This window comes from Amycolatopsis sp. NPDC057786 (assembly GCF_042797905.1).
In the GTDB taxonomy this organism is placed as follows: domain Bacteria; phylum Actinomycetota; class Actinomycetes; order Mycobacteriales; family Pseudonocardiaceae; genus Amycolatopsis.
Genome location: NZ_JBHVKW010000036.1, coordinates 284 through 23,906, shown reverse-complemented (window position 1 = coordinate 23,906; position 23,623 = coordinate 284). Strand labels below are relative to the sequence as shown.

At 68.7% G+C, this 23,623-nt stretch carries 26 protein-coding genes; 7 read left to right on the top strand and 19 right to left on the bottom strand.

The window, feature by feature from the left end; all coding sequences use genetic code 11:
• Positions 1-34: 34 nt before the first annotated feature.
• Both ACFVM3_RS19915 and ACFVM3_RS19910 read right to left on the bottom strand, forming a co-directional pair.
• The gene (locus tag ACFVM3_RS19915) at positions 35-1,537 is read right to left on the bottom strand and encodes an aldehyde dehydrogenase family protein (protein WP_378440556.1); all 1,503 of its coding nucleotides are present in this window, start codon (positions 1,535-1,537) and stop codon (positions 35-37) included.
• A gap of 33 nt (positions 1,538-1,570) precedes the next feature.
• Positions 1,571-2,713 carry an MFS transporter gene (locus ACFVM3_RS19910; protein ID WP_378440554.1) on the bottom strand — a complete coding sequence of 381 codons (1,143 nt, stop codon included), beginning with the start codon at positions 2,711-2,713 and terminating at the stop codon, positions 1,571-1,573.
• A gap of 61 nt (positions 2,714-2,774) precedes the next feature.
• Here ACFVM3_RS19910 and ACFVM3_RS19905 point away from each other — a divergent pair, with 61 nt between their 5' ends.
• Positions 2,775-3,719: a DUF5937 family protein gene (locus ACFVM3_RS19905; RefSeq protein WP_378440552.1), complete on the top strand. Its 945-nt coding sequence runs from the start codon at positions 2,775-2,777 to the stop codon at positions 3,717-3,719.
• A 33-nt stretch (positions 3,720-3,752) separates the two neighbouring features.
• Entirely contained in the window at positions 3,753-4,388 is a 636-nt protein-coding gene (locus tag ACFVM3_RS19900) for an MBL fold metallo-hydrolase (protein ID WP_378440550.1), read from the top strand.
• Here ACFVM3_RS19900 and ACFVM3_RS19895 read toward each other — a convergent pair.
• From ACFVM3_RS19895 to ACFVM3_RS19880, 4 genes are all read right to left on the bottom strand, one after another.
• Positions 4,385-5,536, bottom strand: a complete 1,152-nt coding sequence (locus ACFVM3_RS19895; protein WP_378440548.1) for a DUF418 domain-containing protein — start codon at positions 5,534-5,536, stop codon at positions 4,385-4,387. The two genes, ACFVM3_RS19900 and ACFVM3_RS19895, sit on opposite strands and share 4 nt — an antisense overlap.
• A gap of 80 nt (positions 5,537-5,616) precedes the next feature.
• The gene (locus ACFVM3_RS19890) at positions 5,617-6,354 is read right to left on the bottom strand and encodes a TetR/AcrR family transcriptional regulator (RefSeq protein ID WP_378440547.1); all 738 of its coding nucleotides are present in this window, start codon (positions 6,352-6,354) and stop codon (positions 5,617-5,619) included.
• Complete coding sequence (locus tag ACFVM3_RS19885) at positions 6,351-7,058, bottom strand: DUF2334 domain-containing protein (protein WP_378440545.1); 708 nt, start codon at positions 7,056-7,058, stop codon at positions 6,351-6,353. Before ACFVM3_RS19885 ends, ACFVM3_RS19890 begins: the two co-directional genes overlap by 4 nt.
• Positions 7,059-7,116: 58 nt before the next feature.
• Positions 7,117-7,998, bottom strand: a complete 882-nt coding sequence (locus ACFVM3_RS19880; protein WP_378440543.1) for a phosphoribosylaminoimidazolesuccinocarboxamide synthase — start codon at positions 7,996-7,998, stop codon at positions 7,117-7,119.
• A gap of 35 nt (positions 7,999-8,033) precedes the next feature.
• On the opposite strand from ACFVM3_RS19880, the gene ACFVM3_RS19875 reads away from it, so the two are divergent.
• Complete coding sequence (locus ACFVM3_RS19875) at positions 8,034-8,840, top strand: S-adenosyl-l-methionine hydroxide adenosyltransferase family protein (protein ID WP_378440541.1); 807 nt, start codon at positions 8,034-8,036, stop codon at positions 8,838-8,840.
• Here ACFVM3_RS19875 and ACFVM3_RS19870 read toward each other — a convergent pair.
• The 10 genes from ACFVM3_RS19870 to ACFVM3_RS19825 all read right to left on the bottom strand — a co-directional run bounded on the left by ACFVM3_RS19870 (position 8,723) and on the right by ACFVM3_RS19825 (position 17,148).
• Complete coding sequence (locus ACFVM3_RS19870) at positions 8,723-9,610, bottom strand: MOSC domain-containing protein (protein ID WP_378440539.1); 888 nt, start codon at positions 9,608-9,610, stop codon at positions 8,723-8,725. The two genes, ACFVM3_RS19875 and ACFVM3_RS19870, sit on opposite strands and share 118 nt — an antisense overlap.
• 131 nt (positions 9,611-9,741) lie before the next feature.
• Positions 9,742-10,482 carry an amino acid ABC transporter ATP-binding protein gene (locus tag ACFVM3_RS19865; protein WP_037334665.1) on the bottom strand — a complete coding sequence of 247 codons (741 nt, stop codon included), beginning with the start codon at positions 10,480-10,482 and terminating at the stop codon, positions 9,742-9,744.
• Positions 10,479-11,237 carry an amino acid ABC transporter permease gene (locus ACFVM3_RS19860; RefSeq protein ID WP_378440537.1) on the bottom strand — a complete coding sequence of 253 codons (759 nt, stop codon included), beginning with the start codon at positions 11,235-11,237 and terminating at the stop codon, positions 10,479-10,481. The genes ACFVM3_RS19865 and ACFVM3_RS19860 overlap by 4 nt, the downstream gene beginning before the upstream one ends.
• Positions 11,238-12,020 carry an ABC transporter substrate-binding protein gene (locus ACFVM3_RS19855; RefSeq protein ID WP_378440535.1) on the bottom strand — a complete coding sequence of 261 codons (783 nt, stop codon included), beginning with the start codon at positions 12,018-12,020 and terminating at the stop codon, positions 11,238-11,240.
• An 8-nt stretch (positions 12,021-12,028) separates the two neighbouring features.
• Positions 12,029-12,802: an ABC transporter substrate-binding protein gene (locus ACFVM3_RS19850; RefSeq protein ID WP_378440533.1), complete on the bottom strand. Its 774-nt coding sequence runs from the start codon at positions 12,800-12,802 to the stop codon at positions 12,029-12,031.
• Between the two features lie 5 nt (positions 12,803-12,807).
• Entirely contained in the window at positions 12,808-13,635 is an 828-nt protein-coding gene (locus ACFVM3_RS19845; protein WP_378440531.1) for a substrate-binding periplasmic protein, read from the bottom strand.
• 162 nt (positions 13,636-13,797) lie between these two features.
• The gene (gene purB / locus ACFVM3_RS19840; protein WP_378440529.1) at positions 13,798-15,228 is read right to left on the bottom strand and encodes an adenylosuccinate lyase; all 1,431 of its coding nucleotides are present in this window, start codon (positions 15,226-15,228) and stop codon (positions 13,798-13,800) included.
• A 93-nt stretch (positions 15,229-15,321) separates the two neighbouring features.
• Positions 15,322-15,915, bottom strand: coding sequence for a TetR/AcrR family transcriptional regulator (locus ACFVM3_RS19835; RefSeq protein WP_378440527.1), 594 nt, complete (start codon positions 15,913-15,915; stop codon positions 15,322-15,324).
• Between the two features lie 23 nt (positions 15,916-15,938).
• Complete coding sequence (locus ACFVM3_RS19830) at positions 15,939-16,643, bottom strand: hypothetical protein (RefSeq protein WP_378440525.1); 705 nt, start codon at positions 16,641-16,643, stop codon at positions 15,939-15,941.
• Positions 16,630-17,148 carry a SigE family RNA polymerase sigma factor gene (locus tag ACFVM3_RS19825; RefSeq protein WP_005152531.1) on the bottom strand — a complete coding sequence of 173 codons (519 nt, stop codon included), beginning with the start codon at positions 17,146-17,148 and terminating at the stop codon, positions 16,630-16,632. Before ACFVM3_RS19825 ends, ACFVM3_RS19830 begins: the two co-directional genes overlap by 14 nt.
• A gap of 135 nt (positions 17,149-17,283) precedes the next feature.
• Here ACFVM3_RS19825 and ACFVM3_RS19820 point away from each other — a divergent pair, with 135 nt between their 5' ends.
• From ACFVM3_RS19820 to ACFVM3_RS19810, 3 genes are all read left to right on the top strand, one after another.
• A complete protein-coding gene (locus ACFVM3_RS19820) occupies positions 17,284-18,312 on the top strand; it encodes a threonine aldolase family protein (RefSeq protein ID WP_378440523.1) in 1,029 nt (342 codons plus the stop codon).
• 2 nt (positions 18,313-18,314) lie between these two features.
• Positions 18,315-18,905: an HAD family hydrolase gene (locus ACFVM3_RS19815; protein ID WP_378440521.1), complete on the top strand. Its 591-nt coding sequence runs from the start codon at positions 18,315-18,317 to the stop codon at positions 18,903-18,905.
• Positions 18,906-18,994: 89 nt separating this feature from the next.
• Positions 18,995-19,816 carry an SAM-dependent methyltransferase gene (locus ACFVM3_RS19810; protein WP_378440519.1) on the top strand — a complete coding sequence of 274 codons (822 nt, stop codon included), beginning with the start codon at positions 18,995-18,997 and terminating at the stop codon, positions 19,814-19,816.
• Between the two features lie 10 nt (positions 19,817-19,826).
• Here ACFVM3_RS19810 and ACFVM3_RS19805 read toward each other — a convergent pair whose 3' ends face one another.
• From ACFVM3_RS19805 to ACFVM3_RS19795, 3 genes are all read right to left on the bottom strand, one after another.
• The gene (locus ACFVM3_RS19805) at positions 19,827-20,012 is read right to left on the bottom strand and encodes a hypothetical protein (protein WP_007032516.1); all 186 of its coding nucleotides are present in this window, start codon (positions 20,010-20,012) and stop codon (positions 19,827-19,829) included.
• An 85-nt stretch (positions 20,013-20,097) separates the two neighbouring features.
• Complete coding sequence (locus ACFVM3_RS19800; protein ID WP_378440517.1) at positions 20,098-21,285, bottom strand: pyridoxal phosphate-dependent aminotransferase; 1,188 nt, start codon at positions 21,283-21,285, stop codon at positions 20,098-20,100.
• Between the two features lie 10 nt (positions 21,286-21,295).
• Positions 21,296-22,198: a TetR/AcrR family transcriptional regulator C-terminal domain-containing protein gene (locus ACFVM3_RS19795; protein ID WP_378440515.1), complete on the bottom strand. Its 903-nt coding sequence runs from the start codon at positions 22,196-22,198 to the stop codon at positions 21,296-21,298.
• Positions 22,199-22,358: 160 nt separating this feature from the next.
• Here ACFVM3_RS19795 and ACFVM3_RS19790 point away from each other — a divergent pair, with 160 nt between their 5' ends.
• Positions 22,359-23,543, top strand: a complete 1,185-nt coding sequence (locus tag ACFVM3_RS19790; RefSeq protein ID WP_378440513.1) for an FAD-dependent monooxygenase — start codon at positions 22,359-22,361, stop codon at positions 23,541-23,543.
• Positions 23,544-23,623: the final 80 nt, after the last annotated feature.

Genomic DNA, 23,623 nt, shown 5'->3' with positions numbered 1-23,623 from the left:
CCGTGCATCTCATGCGGGGAAAGCGCCCTTCAGCTCAGCGCTTTCCGTGCAGCACCGTGATCAGCTTCGCCACCAGCGCGTCGGTCTTTTCCTTGCGGGAGAACGAGGTCAGCACGATCGGCGCGGTGAACCGCTGGCGCGCGACGGCCTTCGGGCGGGCGAACTCGCGCAGGCCTTCGGGGCCGTGGATCCGGCCGAAGCCCGAGTCGCCGACGCCGCCGAAGGGCAGCGAAGCGATACCGGCGAAGGAAAGCGGCGCGTTGATCGACGTCATGCCGGTGCGCAGCCGTCCGGCGAGTTCGAGGCCGCGCGACTTCGAGAACACGGTCGAACCGAGGCCGTACTTCGTGTCGTTGGCCTTCTCGACGGCTTCGTCCATGTCGCGGACCTTGGCGATGGTGACGGTCGGGCCGAACGTCTCCTCCTGGACCGCCGCGGAGTCCTCCGGCACGTCGACGAGCACCGTCGGCTGCACGTAGCGGTCGCCGACCGCGTCGACGCCACCGACCAGTGCCTTCCCACCGCGCTCGATGGCGTCCGTGATGTGGCGCTTGATCACCGCGAGCTGCGAAGGCATCGTCACCGGGCCGTACTGCGCGGCCGCGTCCGAACCGGCCCGAACGTCCTTCGACTTCTCGACGACCTTCGCGACGAACTCGTCGTGCACACGCTCGTGGACGTACACGCGTTCGACGCCGATGCAGGTCTGTCCCGAGTTGGAGAACGCGCCCCAGACGGTCGCGTCGGCGGCGGCTTCGAGGTCGGCGTCCGCGTCGACCAGGACGGCGTCCTTGCCGCCCGCCTCGATGATGACCGGCGTCAGCGTTTCGGCGGCCGCGGCCATGATCTTCTTGCCCGTGCCGGTCGAACCGGTGAAGGCGATCTTGTCGACGCCGCCCGTGACGAGCGAAGCGCCGGTCTCACCGAAACCGGTGATCAGCTGCAGCACCGGCCACTCCGGGACGACCTCGGCGAACGCGTCGACCAGCCATTTCCCGACGCCCGGCGTGTACTCGCTCGGCTTGAAGACGACGGTGTTGCCGGCGGCGAGGGCATAGGCGATGGAGCCGAGCGGCGTGAAGACAGGGTAGTTCCACGGGCCGATCACGCCCACGACGCCGAGCGGCTGGTACTCGACCGTCGCCGCCTGGTTCGACATCATCAGCCCGGCCGCGCGGCGCTGCTTGCCGAGGATCTTGCGCGCGTGCTTGCCAGCCCACGCGATGTGCTCGATGGCGAGGACGCTCTCCAGCTGCGCGTCGGCGATCGGCTTCCCGGTCTCGTCGCGGACGACCTGGCACAGCTGCGGCAGCCTGCGGGTGATGACGCCCTTCCAGCGGCGCAGACGTTCGGCGCGGCCGTCGTAGCCGAGCCCGGCCCACCATTCGGCGGCGTCCTTCGCGCGGGCGATGGCGGCGCGGACGTCCTCCCTGGTGTGCACCGGGTAGGTGCCGACGACCTCGTCGGTCGCCGGGCTGAGGGAATCGAAGGTCTCCCCCACGCTGTGCGCGGTCGGCTTCGGCTGGACTGCGGTCATCGACTTCTCCCGTGTCTCGGCTCAAAGCCCAGGCTACGACGTTACTGACGGCGTGCCAATAGCTCGCCTGGGGCGTGCCACCAGCATCGCACAGGAGACGACGGCCGCAAGGACACCGAGAAGCGGGGCCATCCACATCGGCAGTACCCCGATCGCCAGCGAGCCCAGCCCGAAGCCCGACGCCTGCACGGTGAAGGCCAGCGAGAAACCCTCCGACCGGCGGCGTTCCGGCAACAGCTTCTGCAGGTTGACCGACGAGACCGCCATCAGCGGACCGGTGCAGAGCCCGATCAGCGCGACGCCGCCGAGCAGCCCGGCCCAGCCGAAACCCGCCGAAACCACGATCCCACCGAGCACGAAACCGGCGAGGAACAGCCGCGGATCGCCTTCCTTCCCCCGCGCCGCGTACACCGCGCTCCCGGTGACGCTCGCGGCGCACAGCACGACGATGACGATCGCCGTCGCCGAATCGGGGGCGCCGAGGCGCTGGACGAGCGGCAGCAGCCCGACCTCGATGGTCGACAGCAGCAGCCCCACGGTGAACAGCCCCGCCAGCCAGGGCACACAGGCGGCGACGGGGATCCGCTGACGCTCGACCGTCCTTTGTGGAGCAACGCGAACAGTGCGCCGCGGCACGAGCAGGGCCGCGAGCAGGGCGACGACGGCCATCGCGAGGACCGGGACGACCGGACCGGACGTCGCCAGGAGCGCCACCAGCAGCGGACCGCCGACGATGACGCCTTCGAGGATCATCGCGTCGACCGATACGGCCCTGGGCAGTTCGTCCTCGGTGACCGTCCCGGCCAGCAGCGTCCGGAAACCGCCGTTCAACCCGCCCGCGACGAGGCCGGGCGGGACCGCCAGCGCGAGCAGCACCCAGTCCGGGGCTCCGGCCGAAGCGACCGCTGCCAGCAGGAACAGCCCCGCCGCGACCAGCGGAAGCAGCACGACGAGACCGCGGGCGGGGCCGACACGGTCGAGCAGCCGTCCGGTCGGCACGGCGCCGACCATCTCGGCGGCGACGAAAACGGCCATCATGATCCCGCCGAGCCGGTACGAACCGGTCGCCGCGGTGGTCAGCACGGTGAAGGCCAGCGGCGCCATCGTGGCGGGCAGCCGGTTCAGCTGCACCCCCGCCGACCAGCGCCAATACCCGGAATTTCGCAGCAACGTCATGTCACGAACACTGCCGGACCCGGCCTGGCGGGAACCATTGATTCGGGAATAGCCTAATCGGATGATCGAGCTGGTCCTGACCGCCGAAAGCGCCAACCGCGTCCGCTTCGGCATCTCCCCGCTCGACGAGACCATGGGCGCGATGCAGACGCTGCTCGGTCGGCGCGGGCATCCGAGTCACCTGTCGTGGCTGCGCGAGGCCGCCGCGAAACTGCCCGACCTGCCCATCGACGGCTTCGCGAAGGTGATGAGCGCGCGGCACTACATCACCGATTTCCTCAGCCCGCCGCCGAGCGGCCCGGAGACCACCGCGTCCGCCCAGCTCGCCGAAATCCGCCGTACGGCGCCGGCGCAGGTCGCGTATGAACTGTCCAAAGTAGACGCCGACCTGAGCGGACTGCCGGAAGATCCCGCCGAGGCAAGGGAGCTGCTGGCGGACCAGATGGAGATCGCCTGGACCGAACTGGTCGAGCCGCATTGGCCCCGGATGCGCCGATTCCTGGTCGCCGACATCGAGGAACGCTCGCGACGTCTGGCCGCCGGCGGTATCGCGCTGGTACTCGAGGACATCCACCCGCGCGTGCGGCTCGTCGACGACGTTCTGGTGATCGAGATGAAGGAACGCGGCCGCGTCCACCTCGACCGGCGCGGTTTGCTGCTGATCCCCGGCGTCTTCGCGTGGCCTTCGGTCGGGGTGATCACGATGGAGCCGTGGCAGCCTTCGCTGCTGTACCCGGCTCGCGGGGTGGCCGAACTCTGGTCGGACCCCGAACGTCCGCCCGGCGCGCTCGCCGGGATTCTCGGCCGGACGAAGGCCGCTCTGCTCACGGCGCTCAACGAACCCGCGAGCACCACCGAACTGGCGCGCAGGCTGGGTTTCTCGGCACCGACTGTCTCGCAACATCTGACCGCGATGCGCGCGGCTGGCCTGCTCGAGACCCGTCGGCGCGGCCGCGAAGTGCGCTACCGGCGCACCGAACTTGGCGACGCCCTGCTCCGGGCATAGGCTGGAATCGAGCTACCGCGAAGGAGAACACCGATGCGTATCGTCCATTTTGGACACGCTTGCACCCTTCTGGAGACCGAGGGCGCGCGAATCCTGATCGACCCCGGCACCTTCTCGGCGGGCTTCGAAGGCGAGCGTGAACTGGACGCCGTCCTGATCACCCACCAGCATTTCGACCACCTCGACATGGACAGGTTGCCCGCGTTGCTGGCGGCGAATCCCGGCGTGCGGCTGATCGTCGATCCGGGTTCCGCCGAAGCGGTGGGGAAGATCGGCGCCGAGTTCCAGATCGCGAACCCCGGCGACGCCTTCGAAATCGGGTCCAGCGGCATCAACGTCGTCGGCGGCGAGCACGCGGTGATCCACGAGGAGATCCCCGTGATCCCGAACGTCGGGTACATCGTCGACCACGGCGCGTTCTACCACCCCGGCGACTCGTTCTTCGTGCCGGAGCAGAAGATCGACGTCCTCGGTCTGCCCACCGGCGCCCCGTGGCTCAAGGCAGGCGAAGCCGTCGACTACCTGCGTGCGGTGTCGCCACGCCTCGCCGTCCCGATCCACGAAGCCGTCCTCGCACGGCCGCAGATGCACTACGGCCTGTTCGCCAACCTCGCCCCGGAAGGGACCGAGGTGAAGGTGCTCGACGTCGGGGAGCCGGTGAAGCTTTAGCCCCGATAAGCCAGTTTCCGCACCAGGATCTCCGCCGGTCCCCGATAACCCTTGCGGTGCATCAGGTAGGCGACGACGACCGTCAGCAGCCACACGCCGAGCCCGCACGCGGCCGCCACGAACGTCGGGTCGCCCGCCTGCCCGCCCAGTCCGAGCAGGAACGGCGGCGCCAGGATCAGCCACGCCACCGACTGGAACAGGTAGGCGCTCAGCGTGCGCTGACCGAGCGCGGAGATCGCGGTGACCACGACACCGCGGCGCTTCTTGCCGACCGCCATGCCGACGAGGCCGAACAGGCTGAGGTAGCCGATCGCGCCGAACACGCCGGCTCCCTCGTACAGCACTTTGGCGAGCCCGGCCGTCTCGGCGTCGAAGCCGAGGTAGTCGCCGGCGAAAAGCCCCATCGGCAAGGCGCCCGCGATCGCGACGCCGAATCCTCCGAACAGGCCGACGAGCAGCAGTTTCCGGTTCGGCTCCTCCAGCAAGCGCTTCTTCGCGGCCCAAGCGCCCACCCAGACGAAGAGGATCGACGGCAGCAGGACCATCGTGATGGACGGCCATTCCACCAGTCGCCCTCGCAGGGCTTCGCCGTACGTCGGAGCCAGGGAGGACGTGTCGTCGGGTGACGGGACGGGCGCGTCACCGGAGTTCCCGGTGAGCACCAGGTACATCAGCACGGCGAGGTAGCAAAGGGCGAAACCCAGGTACAGCGCCGGAATCCGGTAGAAGCCCTTGCCGCGCCGCAGGAGCAGCAGAGTGAAAACGACACCGATGACGCCGTACGCGCCGAGCACGTCACCGGAGAAGAACAGCACCCCGTCGACGGCACCGAAGACCAGCAGCCAAGCGTGCCTTCGAAGCAGGACGCCGCGCGTCCGCGGCCACGACTCTCCCAGCGCCTGCTGCCGATCCGCGAACTGCACCATCCCGTAGCCGAGCATCATGCCGAACAGCGGCAACGCGCACGCGTGCACGAAGACGAACAGCAGCACGAAGTACGGCCGTTCCAGGCCCTGCGGCGTGTGATCGACCCCCGGTGAGTTGCCGAGGAAGATGCTCGCGGTATGCGCAAGCGCCACCAGCAGCAGCGCGAAACCCCTGGCCAGATCCGGTGCGAGTACCCGCTCACTGGTCGGCAACGACTCCATTTGTTCCCCCTTCGAACCTCATTAGTATCCAACGTACACTAATTAGTGTCCGACGGATACGAAATAGGGGGCGGGGCCAGTCAGTTCGCGTCGATGAGGGCGGCGACACCGTCGAGGACGACGTTGAGACCGAAGGCGAATTCGGGGTCTTCCTCCTGGTCGGGCGCGCCCAGCCCGGAGGTCAGAAAACCCACCGCGTCGGGGAAACGCTCCGGGTCGATCAGCTCGGCGAGCCCCTTGCCATAGGCCTGTTCGGCCTGCGCCTGACTCAGCCCGCTCTGCTGCCTGCCCTCGGCGAGCTGGATGGCCTGCGCGCACGCGAGACGGACGAAACCGCTGATCAGGACCAGGACCCCGCCCTTGGTGCCCCAGTCGAGACCCGTGTCGCGCAGCGTGCGCAGGATCGCGTCCATCCACGCCACCGCGTGCGGCCCGGCCGGAGGGCCGGTGAGCGGCAGCTCGACCAGCCACGGGTGCTTCATCAGGACATCGCGGTTGGCCTCGGCCAACGTGGTCAGCTCGGCCCGCCAGGCACCGGTGGACTCGACCGGCGGCGGATCGCCGATGGCGAAGTCTGCCATCAGCTCCAGCAGTTCCGCCTTCGAACCGATGTGGCGGTACAGGGACATCTTCGTGACGCCGAGGTCTTTCGCCACGCTCGCCAGCGTCACGTTCGCGATGCCTTCGCGATCAGCGAGGTCCACCGCGGCCGCCACGACACGGTCGATGTCGAGTACTGACGGCCTGCCTCGCGTCGGGCGCTCAGCTCGCCGCCAGAGCCGCATCAGCGTCGCCGGTGCGTCCCCCTCGTCGGTCATCCCGACAATTTAACCCGCGTTCGCGAGAGCGAGCCGTAGGTGGTTCCGAAAGCGCGGTTCTCCAGCGAGACGTCGACGGCGTCGAGGAACGCCTGCCGCAGCCCTGGCCGGGCGAGGTCCGCGGCGTCGATGCCGAGCCGGACGAGCCCGCCGCGCCGGGCGGCCCTGGCGGCGGCCAGTACCAGCGCGAAACAGCGGACGGTCTCCGTCCGGTGCGACGGCCCGCCGAACTCCTGCACCCTGGCACGCCGGACCTCGCCGGACACCAGGTCCCGCACCGAGACCAGGTCCGCGCACAGCCTGAACCCGTGCTCGCGCAGGGCCTGCAGAGTGCCCTCCGACGCGATCCAGCGCGGTGGCGCGAAACCGTCGACGGCCATGCCGTTGGCATCGAGGGCCGCCTTCGCCGCGATGAGCCGCAGCCGCGCCTCGTGCGCGGGAAGAGCCGCGAACTCGGCACGTTTGCCCAGGTAGACGGCACGATGGGTGGGCGGGACCTGGTGGTCGTACCCGTGCAGGAGGACGGAGTCGCCGTGGGCACGGCGCGTCCGGACCCATTCGGTCACGGGGCCCTCGCCGGTGCGAGCGGCGTAGAGCACCGACAACGGGACCCTGCGCCGGTCGAGTTCGGCCGCGAGATCGGCACAGCGGTGCAACGTCCGGGTGGTCACGCCGGACAGGGAAACCAGCAAACGTGCATCCACCCCACCAGTGAGCCAGCCCGGGCTTTCGGCGGACTGACGTCGGAGTGAACTCCGCAGGTCAGGCGGGCCAATCCTGCAGCGACCGGCCCGTGATGCGTTCGTACGACTCGATGTACCTCGCCCGCGTGGCGGCGACGATGTCCTCGGGCAGGGGTGGTGACCCCGGTCTGTCCCGGCGATGCCAGCCGGACGCCGGGCTGGTGAGCCAGTCCCGCAACGGCTGCTTGTCGAACGACGGCTGCGGGCTGTCCGGCGCGTAACCACCGGCGGGCCAGTAGCGCGAGGAATCCGGGGTCAGGACCTCGTCGGCGAGCACGAGGTTGCCCTCGCGGTCGATGCCGAATTCGAGCTTCGTGTCCGCGAGCAGGATGCCGCGTTCGGCGGCGAATTCCGCGCCGCGGCGGTACACCGCCAGCGTCGCCTCGCGGACCTCCTCTGCCCGTTCGCGGCCGAGCTGCCCGACGACGTCGGAGAAGGCGATGTTCTCGTCGTGCGAGCCGCGATCGGCCTTCGTCGCGGGAGTGAAGATCGGTTCGGGGAGCCGGGACGACTCGGTCAGGCCAGGGGGAAGTTCGACGCCGCAAACCCTGCCGCAAGCGCGATAATCGGCGAGACCGGTACCGGTGAGATACCCGCGGGCGACGGCTTCGAGCGGCAGCATCGCCAGGCGCCGCACCAGCAGCGCGCGGCCGCGGACCTCGGCGGGGATGCGTTCGTCTTCGTAGGAGACCAGGTGGTTGGGGAGGACATCGGAGAGCAGGGAGAACCAGAACACGCTCATCGCGGTGAGCACCCGACCCTTGTCCGGGATGGGCGTGTCGAAGACGACGTCGTAGGCGGAGATCCGATCCGAAGTGACGAGCAGCAGATGCTCGTCATCGACGGCGTAGAGCTCACGGACCTTGCCGGCGGCGATCTTCGGGTATTCGAGCGTCGTCACGGCTGCACCCTAGCGATCAAGGATGATGGCTGATCATGGCGATCCACTGCGTTTCGTTCACGACCGACTACGGGCTGAAAGACGGTTTCGTGGCCGCGTGCCACGGCGTGATCGCGAGGATCGCGCCGTCCGTACGGGTGATCGACGTAAGCCACGAGATCCCTCCGCAGCAGGTCAGGACCGGCGCCGAGGTACTCGCCCAGACCGTGCCGTATCTGCCGGAGTCGGTCCATCTCGCCGTCGTGGACCCCGGCGTCGGCACGGCGCGACGCGGTGTCGTGGTGGTCACCGGGCGCGGAATGCTCGTCGGCCCGGACAACGGACTTCTCATTCCCGCCGCCGAAACACTCAGCGGGGTGATAGCGGCGTACGAACTCGCGGCCCCGGAGTACCGCCTTCCGGTGACTTCGTCGACGTTCCACGGACGCGACGTCTTCGCCCCCGCGGCGGCGCATCTCGCGCTCGGCGTCGCTCCCGAGGAGTTCGGTCCGCGCGTCGACGATCTCGTGCGCCTGCCGGATCCGTTCGTCGCGGTGTTCCCCGGCAAGCTGGTGGCCGAGGTGCTCACGGTCGACCACTTCGGCAACGTCCAGCTCGCCGCGAGCCCCGCCGACCTCGAACTGGCCGGGCTGTCCGGCACGGTCTCCGTCAGCAGCGAACACGTTCTGGTGAAAGCGCTGGTCGGCGACACCTTCGGCACGGTGCCGCCGGGCCGGAACGTGCTCTACACCGATTCCGCGGGACGGCTCGCGGTCGCCGTGAACGGCGGCTCGGCGTCGGAGGTGCTCCGGCTGGGGCCTGCCCAGGAGTGCACGATCACCTCGTCGCCGACGGACACCTGACCCGGACCGGTCACCGCCATCTTGATCCCGAACGAGACACCGCCCTCGGGCTCGCGGCGGTAGTCGGCGAGCGAACGGATCGGCTCGGGACCGGCCTTCTTGCCGGTCTCCTGATCCACCATCGGCACGGTGCAGCGGACGCAGACCTTGGCGTACCCCAGTTCGAGGCCACCGGCGGTGAGCGAGCGGACGTCGTCCTCGCGATGCGGTTCGGGCCACCCCGAGACGACGATGTTGGGCCGGAAGCGGTCCATCGGCACGGCCTCGGCGCCGCGCGACGCGATACGCTCGTTCAGACCGTCCAAAGAGGACTCGGAGGTCAGGAGTATCGCGTGCGCGTCGGCGAAGGCCGCGGTACCCGGGATCTCGCCGTTGGTGACGCGCTCGTGCTCCGGCGCGAGCCCGACGAACACCGACGGGAGGCCCAGCACGGTGGAGAACCAGTCGGCGGCGTCGTCACCCTGGTGGACGCCCTTGCCCTGCCAGGTGAACGTCGCGGCGGGGTGCCGCGGCCCGTCCGTGACCGTCTCGACCAGGAGATCTTCGACGCCGGGAGCGGCGAGCCGCAGCCGGGCGCCGTCGTCGAGCACCTCGGCCCGGATCGCGGCCATCACCGGATGCTTGCGCTGGCTGCGGAACTCGCCCTCCGGGGAGACGACCATCCAGGCACGGTCGAACCGCAGGCCCGCCGGGGTGACGTCGGCCGTTTCGACCGACGTCCCGGCGCAGCCCTTGACCGGGTAATAGACCAGCTTCGCCACTCTCGCCATGACCGCAGGTTAGCGAGTCAGGCTTCGTGAGTGGTAAGGACGGTTCGCGTGATCTCAGGCTGAAGTACATGAAGGACCCCTTCCTGTACCTAGGCGCAAGGAAGGGGTCCTTCATGTACTGCGGGAAGGGCTCACAACACCTGCGACAGGAATCGCTGCAGCCGCTCGCTCCGCGGAGCGTCGAAGATCGCCTCCGGAGCGCCCTGTTCGACGATCTTCCCGTCGTCCATGAACGCGACCTCGTCGGCGACGCCGCGCGCGAAACCCATCTCGTGGGTGACCACGAGCAGCGTCAGGCCGCGTTCGGCCAGCCCCGCCATCAGCGTGAGGACGCCCTTGACCAGCTCCGGGTCCAGCGCGCTGGTCGCCTCGTCGAACAGCATGACCTCGGGCTCCATGGCGAGCGCCCGCGCGATCGCGACCCGCTGCTGCTGCCCGCCCGAGAGCGCGCTCGGCCGGTACGGCGCCTTGTCGGCGAGGCCGACCTCGGCGAGGCGGGCGTGCGCGATCTCCGCGGCCTCCTCTTTGCCGAGTTTCCGGACGCTGCGCAGCGGCAGCGTGATGTTGTCCAGCACGCTGCGGTGCCCGAACAGGTTGAAGTGCTGGAACACCATCCCGACCCGCTGGCGCAGCGCGTCCGGGTCGGACGAGATGACGCTCTCGCCGCCCAGCAGCAGGTCGCCCGAATCGGGCTCCTGAAGGCGGTTCACGCAGCGCAGCAACGTCGACTTGCCCGAGCCGGACGGGCCGATGATGCAGGTCGTGCGGCCCTTCTCGACCTTGAGGTTCACGCCCTTCAGTACTTCGAGGGTGCCGAAGGAGACGTGGATGTCGCGGAGTTCGACGCTCGACGAACGTACGGCGGCGGTCATGGCATCGGCACCTTTCCGGTGTTCAGGAGATCCGGCTCGCCGCCCTCGTCGTCGACCCGGATCTTCTTGCCGGTGCGCAGCTTCTTGTCGATGTAGTTGACCAGATGCGTCAGCGGCACGGTGATCACCAGGTACACCGCGCCCGCCGCGACCAGCGGCGACAGGTTCCCGGTGTTCGCCGCGAGGTCCTGCCCGATGCGGAACAGGTCGCGCTGCTCGGCGAGGAAGCCGAGGAAGTACACCAGGCTGGAGTCCTTGACCAGCGCGATGAACTGGTTCACCAGCGCGGGCAGCACCCGCCGCACCCCTTGCGGGATGACGACGAGCGTCATCGCCTTGGTGTAGCTCATGCCCAGCGCGCGGCTGGCCTCCATCTGTCCTTTTTCGACACTCTGGATACCGGCGCGGAAGATCTCGCCGATGTACGCGGCGGCGATCAGGCTCAGCGCGAGAATGCCCAGCGGGTACGGATTCCGCGACAGCGACGGAATGATGATCGCGCCGCCCTGCCCGATCACCAGGATGGTCAGGATCGCGGGCAGGCCGCGGAAGATATCCGTGTACACCCTGGCGGGCCAGCGCAGCCACGCCTTGCTGGAGAGGCCCATCGTGGCCAGCACCATGCCGAGCACGGTGCCGATCAGCGCCGAGAACACCGACAGGATCAGCGTGTTCAGCAGGCCGGTCCCGAGGAGGTCCGGGAAGACCTCCCAGATGTACTCCCAGTTCAGAAAGCTGTTGAGGAAATCGTCCACTTACTTCTGCCCGGCCTTGAACTCCGCGGGCACCGGCGCGTTCGGCGTGAAGCGCTGGTGCACCTTTTCCCAGGTACCGTCGGCGATGACCGCCTTGAGCCCGGCGTTGATCTTGCCGGCCAGCTCGGTGTCGCCCTTCTTGACCGCGAACCCGTGCGGGATGGTCGTGGTGATCGCCTTGACCACCTTGAGCTTCGCGTCCGGATTCTTCGCCGCGTAGTCCTCGGCGGTCGCCTGGTCGAAGATCGCGCCGTCGATCGCGCCCGATTTGAGCGCGGCGAGGGCGGCGGCGTCCTGCGGGAACCTGACGGCCTGCGCGGTGGGCGCGTTGGCCGCCAGCCAGCTGTCCGACACCGTGCCCTGCACGACCCCGATCCGCTTACCGGCCAAGGACTTCTCGTCGGTGATACCGGTGCCCTCGCGGGCCTCGATACCGAGCGACTGGTAGTTGTACGGCGCCGAGAAGTCGACGGTCTTGCGGCGTTCGTCGGTCTGTGAGATCCCCGAACTGCCGATGTCGAACTTGCCGTTCGCGACCTGGCTCAGCAGGGTCGAGAACTCCGTGGAGACGAACTCGAGTTTCAGGTTCTGGTGCGCGGCGATGGCCTTCAACAGCTCGTTGTCGAACCCGGTGAACACGCCGTTTTCCTGATAGGCGTTGGGTTTCGAGTCGCTGAGCGTGCCGACGCGCAGCGTGTCGCCGCTCGCGCCATCACCGCCGCCGCACGCCGCCAGCACTGCCACGAGGGCTGCACCGACAGCGGCGGCGAGTGACTTCTTCATCGTGATCCTCACGCCTTGAACTGGTCCGGGACCGGGGCCGTCGGCAGGAACTTCTCGTGCAGCTTGACCCAGGTGCCGTCGGCGATGACCTGCTTCAGGCCCTCGTTGATCTTGGTGAGCAGCTCGGCGTTGCCCTTCTTCACCGCGAAGCCGTGGGGCACGTCGGTGGTGAAGGACTTGACGACCTTGAGCTTCACGTCGGCGCTGTCCTTGACGTTCGTCTCGGCGATCGCCTGGTCGAGGATGTAGGCGTCGACGGCGCCGCTCTTGAGCGCGGCCAGCGCCGGGGCGTACCCGGGGAAGCGCACGGCCTGCGCGTCGGGCACCGTCGAGGTGAGCCACTTGTCGCCGACGGTCGCCTGGATGACCGCGACCCGCTTGCCGGACAGGCCCTTCTCCTCGGTGATCGGCGAGCCGTCCTTGGTCTGGATGCTCATGACCTCGAAGTTGTACGGGCTGGAGAAGTCGACGTTCTTCTTGCGCTCGTCGGTCTGCGCGATGGCCGAGCTGCCGATGTCGAACTGGTTGTTCGCGACCTGGCCCAGCAGCGAGGAGAAGTCGGTCGAGGCGAACTCGAGCTTCAGGTTCTGCTTGGCGGCGATGGCCTTCAGCAGCTCGTTGTCGAAGCCGGTGTAGTTGCCGTTCTCGACGTAGATGTTCGGCGGCGCGTCGCTCAGCGTCCCGACGCGCAGGGTCTTCTCGGTGACGGATTCACCACCGCCGCAAGCGGCGAGGACGGCGACGAGGCCGGCGGCCAGCGTGGCGAGGAAAGTCTTTTTCATCGTTTTCAAATCCCCGCGTTCTGGACGGGCAGGCCGGGGCCGCCCTTTTCGAGTTCCTTGGGCAGCGGCTCGGTCTTGAAGAACTGAGCGTGCAGGCGGGCGACGGTGCCGTCCGCCACGGCCTTCGCGAGGCCGTCGTTGAGCTTCTTCAGCAGTTCCTTGTTGTCCTTGCGGACGGCGAACGCGGACGGCGTGTCCTTGGTCTCGACGGTGTAGCCGAACTCCAGCGGCACGTCCGGGTTCTGATCGATGTACTTCTGCCCGATGTCCTTCGGTACGACCCACCCGTCCAGGCTGCCCGCTTTCAGCTGGGCGAAACCGGCGTTGTAGTCGGGGAAGCGGACGACGTTGGCGCCCGGGACCTTGCCGGTGGCGAAGTCGTCCTGCACCGACGCCTGCACCACGCCGAGCCGCTTGCCGCTGAAGGCGCCGACGTCCTTGAGGGACGCGCCCTTCTTGGTGAGGATCGTGGTGAACCCGGTGCTGTAGCCGTTGCTGAAGGCGACGGTCTTCTTGCGGGCCTCGGTGGTGGAGATCGTGGAGCTGCCGATGTCGAACTTGTTGGAGGCGACCGCGGCGAGCAGGCCGGCGAACTCGGTGCCGACGAACTCGACCTCGAAGCCCTCACGCTTCGCGATATCGCGCAGCAGTTCGTTGTCGTAGCCGGTGAAGTTGCCGTTCTCCAGGTAGATGGACGGCGGCGCGTCGGTCAGGGTGCCGACCCGCAGCTTCTGGCCGCTCGCGCCCGCGTCACCGGAGCCGCAGGCGGCGAGGGCGAGGGTGGCCGCTCCGGCCGTGACGACGGCGACGATTTTCGACAGCGTGGATCTCATCGCTTCTTCCGTGGGTTCGGCGCGCAAGGCGCGATACAAACACGCCAGGCCGCCTCATGGGCGGCCTGGCGCTCCGGGTTCAGCGATCGAGATTAGGCATTTCGCCCGATCGAGTAACTTCGTCTCACTCTGTGAACGCCCCGTGGTGGGGCTGCTCACAGGTCAGAGAATCGGTGCGGGCGTGTAGTTCGCCGCCTCCGGGAAACGCTCCAGGATGCCCTCGACGCGGGACGCGACAGCGGCCACCTGACGAGGCGCGACACCGGTGAACGAGATGCGGTCGGCGAGGAGTTTGTCCAGCTCACCGCGGTCGAGCGGGATGCGCTCGTCGGCGGCGAGCCGGTCGAGGAGGTCGTTCTCCGCCAGCCCCTGCTCCCGCATCGCGAGCGCGACGCCGACGGCGTTCTCCTTGATCGCCTCGTGAGCGGTTTCACGCCCGACCCCCGCGCGGACCGAGGCCATGAGCACCTTGGTGGTCGCGAGGAACGGCAGATAGCGATCGAGCTCACGTCCGATGACCGCCGGGAACGCGCCGAACTCGGCCAGCACCGTGAGGAAGGTCTCCAGCAGGCCGTCGAGCGCGAAGAACGCGTCGGGCAGCGCGACGCGGCGGACGACGGAGTCGGACACGTCGCCTTCGTTCCACTGGTCGCCGGCGAGCTCGCCGATCATCGACAGGTAGCCGCGCAGGACCACGGCGAGGCCGTTGACGCGCTCACACGAACGGGTGTTCATCTTGTGCGGCATGGCGGACGAGCCGACCTGTCCCGGCTTGAAGCCCTCGGTGACCAGCTCGTGGCCTGCCATCAGGCGGATCGTCTTCGCGAGGCTCGACGGGGCGGCCGCGAGCTGGACGACGGTGGACAGCACGTCGAAGTCGAGCGAGCGCGGGTACACCTGGCCGACGCTGGTGAACACGTTCTCGAAGCCGAGGTGGGCCGCGACCCGCGACTCCAGTTCGTCCAAAGTGGACTCGTCGCCGAGCAGGTCGAGCATGTCCTGCGCGGTGCCCACCGGGCCCTTGATCCCGCGCAGCGGGTAGCGGCCGATGAGGTTTTCGAGCCGGTCGAAGGCGACCAGCAGTTCGTCCGCGGCGGTCGCGAAACGCTTGCCCAGCGTCGTGGCCTGCGCGGCGACGTTATGCGAGCGGCCCGCCATCACCGTGTCGGCGTGCTCGACCGCGATCGCCGTGAGCCGGGCCAGGACCGCGCCGACGCGGCCGCGCACCAGCTCCAGCGAACGCAGCACCTGCAGCTGCTCGACGTTCTCGGTGAGGTCCCGCGACGTCATGCCCTTGTGGACGTGCTCGTGCCCGGCGAGCGCGTTGAACTCCTCGATGCGGGCCTTCACGTCGTGCCGGGTGACGCGCTCGCGCGCGGCGATCGAGTCGAGGTCGACCTGCTCCAGCACGCGTTCGTAGTCGGCGACGACACCGTCCGGCACGTCGACGCCGAGGTCGGCCTGCGCGCGGAGCACGGCGAGCCAGAGCTCGCGCTCCAGCACGACCTTGCGTTCCGGGGACCAGAGTTCGACCAGCTCAGGCGAGGCGTAGCGGCCGGCGAGCACGTTGGGGATGCGGGGCTTGTCCGTCACGCGGCCAGACTAACCCGCCCCGCGTTTCGTCCTCTGAACGCGGTGGTTCGTCATGCCAACTACCGCATTCAGAGGACGAAACGCGGAAGGGGGTCAGGCGAGGGCGGCCTGCAGCATCCGGGCGGCGGCGGCCCGCGGCTCCGGGTCGACCTCGATCAGCGCATTGACCACGGCACCGTCGACCAGGGCGACCAGCCGCTCCAGTTCGGCGCCGTCCACAGGCGTGCCGGAGCGCGCGAAGATCTCGTGAAGCAGCTCGTACAGCTGCGCGGACAGCGTCCGCATCAGGGGCCGAAGGTACGGACGGCGCCCTGTCCCGACGAGGCGTTCGTAGCGCAGGAGGACCGCTTCGGCGTCGGCCTCGCGATCCGGGCGGAGCGGGCCGAGGAGCATGTCCAGCACCAGGTCGACGGTGGCCTCGACACCGCGGTTGCGGGTCGCCAACTCGTCGAGGCGCTGCCGCCCGGTCTCCAATTCCACCTTCGCGTGATGTTCCACCGCTGCGGTGACCAGCTCTTCGAGTGAGTCGAAGTAGTACGTCGTCGAAGCCAGCGGCAGCCCCGCGCGTTCGGCGACCGCACGATGCCGCACGGCGTCGAACCCGCCCTCGGCCAGCAGCGACGCGGCGGCCTCGATGAGCTCGGCCCGGCGTCGCTCACCCTTCGGTGTGGTCGCTGCTGCGGTCATGACGGGCTATTTTGCCAGCTCGGCTAGTAGCGGGCGGCGAGCACGCCGACCAGCCTGTCGACGTCGGACTCGGGCAGGGCGGGCCTGCCCGAGCCGTCACCGAGACTCACCACGACGACCAGTGATCCCTTCGCGGTGGTCCGCTGGGCACTGGACGCCCCTGCGGGCAGCGTCGGGACGGACGAACCGGCCGGGAAGACCGCGGCGGAGACCGTGCCGCCCGGCAGCTGGAACCCCGCGGACCTGGCTCCCGTCGTACAGAGGTCGCCGGGCGTCGACTTGGCGACATCCACGGGGACCGGGAGCTCGCCAGCGAGGGCGGTGGCGAGCTCCCGGTCCACCTGGTCGCACCCGTAGGTGCCTTCGGCCGTCATCTGGCCGGTCCTCTCTGGCCCGTCGCCCCCCTGCTGAGGCGGCGGGTTCGAGAAGTTCGAGGGGTCCCCGCTGTCAAGAGGACGTGCGGACGCCGCCCCGGGTTGCCCCGCGGAAGCCGCTTCGTTGTCGGATTTGACCGCGCTCCCCGTCTGAAGCTCGGTTCCGCCGAGCACGCCGAACATGCCCGCTCCGGCCAAGGCCAAAACCACCGCACTACAGGCCACCGCGATACCGTTTCGGCGTCGAGCAGTGGCGCGTTTCGAGGCGCGGACCACGTCGGCGGTGTCGAAGGTCGGCGACGGCGCGTCGCCGGGGGCGTCACGGAACAACGCCTTCAGGTCATTCTCGTCCATCCCGTGCCACCTCCTCCTTCTCCATGACCTGCCTGAGGTTCGCCAGCCCGCGCGCGGTCTGGCTCTTCACGTTTCCTTCGCTGCAGCCGAGCGCCTTCGCCGCCGCACCGACGTCCAGCCCCTCGAAGAACCTGAGCACCAGCACGGCCCGCTGCTTCGGGGGTACTTCGCGCAACGCGGCCAGCAGGTCTTCCCTGGTGACGACCTGCTCGCCGAGGTCGAAGCCGTCCTGCGGCGGTTCTGGCAGCTCTTCGGTCTGCCACTCCCGCCGCCACGGCCGCCTCGACTCGTCGATGGCCGCCCTGACCAGCGTCTTCCGCACGTAGGCGTCGGTCGCCGCCCGTTCTCTGATCTTCTTCCACCTCCGGTGCAGCGCGACGAACGCCGTCTGCGCGAGGTCGTCCGCACGATGCCAGTCACCGCAGAGCATGTACGCGGTCCTGCGCACGGAGTCCCGCTTCGCGGCGAAGTACTCCGCGAACTCTTGTTCGTCGCGCTGGTTCACGCGGTTGTTGTCTCCGCTCTTGCCTCGTCGGTGGGTAGGACGGAACCGGGGGCGTCCACGGTTGCATGAGCGGACGTGGCGGACCAGCCGGGGAGGAGATTCATGGCGGGCCCGTCGATGTGATGTGATCGTACCGTGACCTCGCGCTCTCTTCCGCAGATCGATTTCCGCTCCGACACCGTGACCCGGCCGGACGACGTCATGCGCCAGGCCATGGCGAAGGCCGAGGTCGGCGACAACGTCCTCGACGGCGATCCGACCATCGGCGCACTGGAACAGCGCGCCGCGAAACTGCTCGGCATGCCCGCCGCGCTCTGGACGCCGACCGGGACCATGGCGAACCTGATCGCGCTGAGCACCCATCTCCAGCGCGGTGACCGGTTCCTCGCGCCGCGCGGCGCGCACGTGATCACCGACGAACTCGGGTCCGCCGCCTGGCTCGCGGGCGGCATGCCGGAGCCGCTGGAACACGACGCCGGTCCGGGCCGCCCGACGCCGGAAACGCTTTCCGTCGCGATCGGCAACCCGCGCGGGCCGTACTACGCGATGCGCACCCCGTTGTTGTGCCTGGAGAACACGCACAACACGGCCGGTGGCGCGGTCACCCCGCCCGACGAGCACGCCCAGCTGGTCGCGGTGGCGAAGGAGGCCGGGCTGACCGTGCACCTCGACGGCGCCCGCATCTGGCACGCGTCGGTCGCGCTCGGGATCCCGCCCGCGGCGCTCACGGTCGGCGTCGACACCGTTTCCGCTTGTTTCTCGAAGGGACTCGGCGCACCTGTCGGCTCGGTGGTGGCGGGCAGCGCGGAGTTCGTCGAGAAGGCCCGGCGGATGCGCCAGATGCTCGGCGGCGGTATCCGCCAGGGCGGCGTGCTGGCCGCGGCCTGCATGGTCGCGCTGGACCGGGTCGGCGACCTCGCCGAGACGCACGAGAACGCGACCCGGCTCGCGACCGGGCTCGCGGAGCACGGCTGGGAGGTCAACACGCCCGAAACCAATATCGTGCAGGTGGCCGCGCCCGACCTCGAAGGCAGGATGGCGTGGCTGGCCGGGCTCGGGATCCTGACGCTGCCCAGCTCCGGCCGGATCCGGTTCGTGGCACACCGGGACCTTTCCGCGGCGGACATCGAGGAAACCCTTCAACGCATCAAGACCGGGGGCTGAACGTGAACTGGATCGTCTTCGACTACGGCGACGTCATCAGCGCGCACACCGACGCGCTGCCGACCCTGGCCAAGGCTTTCGGCCGCGAAGTCGCCGACTTCGAGCCGCACTACTGGGCGGAGCGGGTCCGGTACGACTCCGGCGGCACGGACCTCGAGTACTGGCAGAGCATCGGCCGCGTGCTCGACGTCCCGGTGGACAAGGCGTTCTCCGACGAACTGACCGCCATCGACGTCGCGGGCTGGACGCACGTCGAGCCCGACGTGCTCGAACTGCTGGAAGGGCTGCACGAAGCGGGCGCGGCGCTCGCACTGCTCTCGAACGCGTCGTCCACCTTCGGCCGCTGGGTGCGCGAGCAGGAGTGGGCGAAGCTGTTCCGCGTGAAGCTCTTTTCGGGTGACCTCGGCTGCATGAAGCCCGACGCGAAGATCTATCGGATCCTGCTCGCCGAACTCGGCGCCGAACCGGCCGACTGCCTGTTCTTCGACGACCGGCAGTCCAATGTGGACGGTGCGCGGGCGGTCGGGATGCGGGCGGAACGCTGGGTCGGCGTGACCACGGCGAAATCCGGCTTCGGCTCTTCGGAGGAATAATTCACCCTCGTCGCTCATCCGCTTACGCGCGGTGAAGCGGATGACCTACGCTGAACCAGTCCAAACCGATTCACCCCCGGTAGGTGCCCATGTCCGCGGACCGACGCCCGTTCGTGCCCGTCGATTTCGACCGGCCGAGCATCGCGCGGGTCTTCGACGCACTGATGGGCGGCCAGGACAACTACGAGGCCGACCGGGTGGCGCTGCGCGAGATCCTGGAGATCTCACCGGATTCGCGGGCCATGGCCAAGGAGGTCCGGCACTGGCTGGTGCGGACGGTGCGCTACCTGACCGACCGGGAAGGCATCGACCAGTTCCTCGACCTCGGCTCCGGCTTCCCGAGCATGGAGAACACGCACCAGGTCGCGCAGCGGTACAACCCCGAGGCCCAGGTCGTCTACGTCGACCGGGATCCGGTGGTGCAGGCGCACGGCCGCGCGCTGCTCGCGGCGAACGACTTCGCGCATATGGCGGCCGCCGACCTGACCGAACCGGCCGAGGTCATCGACGGGCTCGCCCGCACCCACCGGCTGGAGTTCGACCGGCCGGTCGGGCTGATCCTGTGCGCGATCATCCACCACATCCAGGATCTCGACGAGGCGCGGAAGATCGTCCGCGCCTACGTCGACGCGCTGGCGCCGGGCTCGTTCGTCGTGCTGCTGCACCAGCACAATCCCGCCGACGGCTCCGAAGCGGCCGACATCGCGACGGCGCTCGAGAAGCGCTTCACCGGTACCGGGCTGGACACGCTGTTCCGGACACGCGACGAGATCGAGTCCTTCTTCGAGGGACTCGAACTCATGGAGCCCGGCCTGACGTATCCGCACCTGTGGTGGCCGGACGGGCCGCGCTTCACCCCGCCTTCGCCCGTGAACTTCACGTCGCTCGGCGGGGTGGCGCGTAAGCCCTAGCCTCGGCGGCTCAGCGGCGGAGCTGCTTCGGGGTGCCCTTGCCCTTGATGGCGCCGTACGCGGCCGTGCCGAGGAAGACCGCACCGCCGATGACGGCGATCCAAAAGACGGCCTTCACGAGGAAACCGAGCACGGATCCGAGCACCATGAAGGCCACCCAAGCCAGGATCAGCCCGCCGACGATCTTCCAGAACATGGCATCCTCCGATTGCCTCACCGTGCCCGTGCGGGCCCGGTGAGTCCAGGTTGTCAGGCGGAGCTAGCGAGCGCCTTCGTTCTGCCTAACGTTCAGGGTGATTTCCGGGTTCCCCCTGAGCGGTCAGCCACGAGCCGAGCCTGCGGACGCCTTCGTCGATGTCCTCGCGCGAGCCCGCGAAGGAGAACCGCACGAACCTTCCGCCGTCGACCGGGTCGAAGTCGATCCCCGGAGCGATCGCGACACCGGTGTCGGCGAGGAGCCGCTGACACCAGCTGAGGCTGTCGGTCGTGTATGCGGACACGTCGGCGTAGGCGTAGAAGGCGCCTTCGGCCGGCGCGAGCTTATCGATACCGATGCCCTTGAGGCCGGTGAAGAGCACGTCGCGGTTGGCCCGGTAGCGCTCGACGTGACCGTCGGCCTCCGCGTACGCCTCCGGGGTGAACGCGGCGACCGCGGCGTGCTGGGAGACCGCGGGCGGGCAGATGGTGAAGTTGCCGGTCAGAACGTCGATCGCGCGATGCAGCCGCTGGGGCGCGAGCATCCAGCCGAGCCGCCAGCCGGTCATGGCGAAGTACTTGGAGAACGAGCCGAGGACGAGCGCCTCGTCGCCGTACTGCCAGGCGCAGTCGAGCCCGGCGCCGTAGGAGATCCCGTGGTAGATCTCGTCGCTGATCAGCTGCACGCCGTGTGACGCGCACCAGCCGCTGATCGCCGCCAGTTCACCCGGCGGAAGGACGGTGCCGGTCGGATTGCTCGGGCTGGCCACGATGAGTCCCTTGATCGGCCCCAGCTCGTCGAGCAGCGCGACGGTCGGCTGGAAGTTCGTCTCGGCCCCGGTGGCGAACTCGACGACCTCGCAACCGAGCACCTTCAGTAGGTTCCGGTACGCCGGATAGCCGGGACGCGCCATCGCGACCCGATCACCCGCCTCGAACGCGCTGAGGAACGAAAGCAGGAAGCCGCCGGAGGAACCGGTCGTCATGATGACGTCCTGCGGGCTCACGTCGACCGGGTACGTGCGGTTGTAGTGCTCCGCGACGGCCTCGCGCAGTTCCGGGATGCCGAGTTGCTCGGTGTAGCCGAGATTGTGGTCCTTCAGCGCCCGCTGCGCCGCTTCGAGTACGGGCCGCGGCGCCGGCGCGGACGGCTGCCCCGCGAGCAGCGGGACCAGGTCCCCGTGACTGCGCTGCCGCGCCTGCGCGGCCGAAAGGACGTCCATGACGTGGAACGGCGGGACGGCGGAACGTGCGGCTGGGCCAGGGAAGGACATGCCGGTGAGGCTAACTTGCCTTCGCGAGGAGAACCGAGAACCCGTCGAGGAGTCGTTGGAGCCCGAACTCGAAGAGCGTGTCGAGGTCGTAGTCGAACGGGGCACGCGAGACGACGCCGGCGAAGTTCGGGAAACGACCACCGGAGACCAGATCCCAGAGGATCGGCTCGTGCTCCGCCAGCCAGGCGTCGGCGGAGACCGCCGTCCCGGATTCGGTGTCGGCTTCGGCCTCGAAGCTGAGGGCGATGCCGCGTACGTGGTTGAAGATCGTGATGTGCGCGTACATGATCGTCGACGCCGGGAGGCCGTGGCCGTCGAGTGCGCGGGTCGCCCAGTCCGCGTGGGTCAGCAGATTCGGCAGCGGCTGCGGGCGGGTGATCGAGAGCGCCTGCGCGAGCCAGGGATGCCGCCGGAACAGCGCCCATTGCGCCCTCGCCATGAGTTCCAGCTGCGCCCGCCAACCGGGCGGCGGTTCGGGTGGGAAGCGGATTTCGCCGAGCGCCAGGTCCGCCATCTCGAGGATCAGCTCCTCCTTCGCGGTGACATGGCGATAAAGCGCCATCGTCGCGACGCCGAGCCCGGAGGCGACGCGGCGCATCGAGAGCGCGCGGATGCCCTCGGCGTCCGCGATCCGGATCGCGGCCTTCACCACCCGTTCGCGTGACAGCTCCGCCTCGGTTCTCGGCGCGGGCTTCCGGGTGCGGCTCGCGACGACCGTGCCCGCGCCGGGTTTGGCGACGACCAGGCCGTCCCGCTTCAGCGTGCCGAGCACTTTCGTCGCGGTCGCCATCGCGACGCCCCACTCGGCGATGATCCGGCGCGTCGAGGGGACCTTGTCGCCCTCGCGCAGCTCCCCGGAGGTGATCCGGCGGCGGATCTCGGCGGCGATCCGCAGGTAGGGCGGATCGGTCATGGTCGGCTCCCTGCCATAGTGCACCTGATCCCGTCTCGACTGCCGCACTAGCTCAAGCGTACTAGTGCAGTGGAGATTTTCCGCGCCTTTTCCTGGGGTCCAGGTTTGGTGTCCATACGTTGTACGCAGTGCTTCACGACACCGTACACAAGGAGTGGACATGCGGAAGGTCCTGATTTCGGGGGCGGGAATCGCCGGTACGACGCTGGCGTACTGGCTGCGGCGGCACGGTTTCGCGCCGACGGTCGTCGAGCGGGCCCCCGCGCCCCGCGTCGGCGGGCACGCGGTCGACATCCGGGGTACGGCGCTCGGCGTCGTCGAGCGGATGGGGGTGCTCGGGCGCCTCCGGGAACTGTGTACGGACGTGCGCGGGATGTCGTTCGTGAACGGTGCGGGGAAGACCCTCGTGAAGGTCACCGACCACACGCTGACCGGCGGGCTCACCGACAGCGAAGACGTCGAGATCCTGCGGGACGACCTCACCGACACACTGGCGTCGGTCGCTCAGGAAGGCGTCGAGTACGTCTACGGGGACTGGATCACCGGGATCGCGCAGGAGACCGACGGCGTCCGGGTCACCTTCGCTCGCGGCGAGGCGCGGGACTTCGATCTCGTCGTCGGCGCGGATGGCCAGCACTCGGCCGTGCGGTCGCTGGTTTTCGGGGCGGAGAAACGGTTTTCGCACTACCTGGACACGTATCTCGCGGTGTTCACCGTGCCGAACTTCCTCGATCTGGACCGCTGGCAGACCTTCCACATGACCCCGGGAAAGCTGGCCGGGCTGTACAGCGCGCGCAAGAACACCGAGGCGCGGGCGATGCTCGGCTTCCAGTCGCCGGAACTCGACTTCGACCGCCATGACGTCGAGCAGCAACGGAAGCTGATCGCCGACCGATTCCGGGGCCAGGGCTGGGAAATCCCGCGGCTGCTGCGGGAAATGGAGTCGAGTGAGCTGTACTTCGACTCCATGACACAGATCCGGATGGACCGGTTCACCGACGGACGCGTCGCGCTGGTCGGCGACGCGGGCTACGGCCCGTCGCCGCTTTCGGGACAGGGCACCAGTTTGGCGCTCGTCGGCGCCTACGTGCTCGCCGGTTCACTGGCCGCCTCTCGTGACCACCGTGCCGCTTTTGCTTCCTACGAAAGGGAAATGCGGCCGTTCATCCTCCGGAACCAAGCGCTGGCCTCGATGAACCAGAAGAAGCAGACGCGGTTTCGGCAGTGGAAGCAGATCCAATCGATGCGACTGCTGCCTTACCTGCCGTTCCGGGACCGGGTGATGAAGGCGGCCATGCGGCCACTGACGGAAGCGGCGAATGGCCTGACACTCAAGGATTACTGACCGCTCGGGGTGCCGAGCCCCGAAGGCGTGTCGGGGAAACCCCATTAGGCACCCCACTATTACCGAAAGGGGCGTTGGCC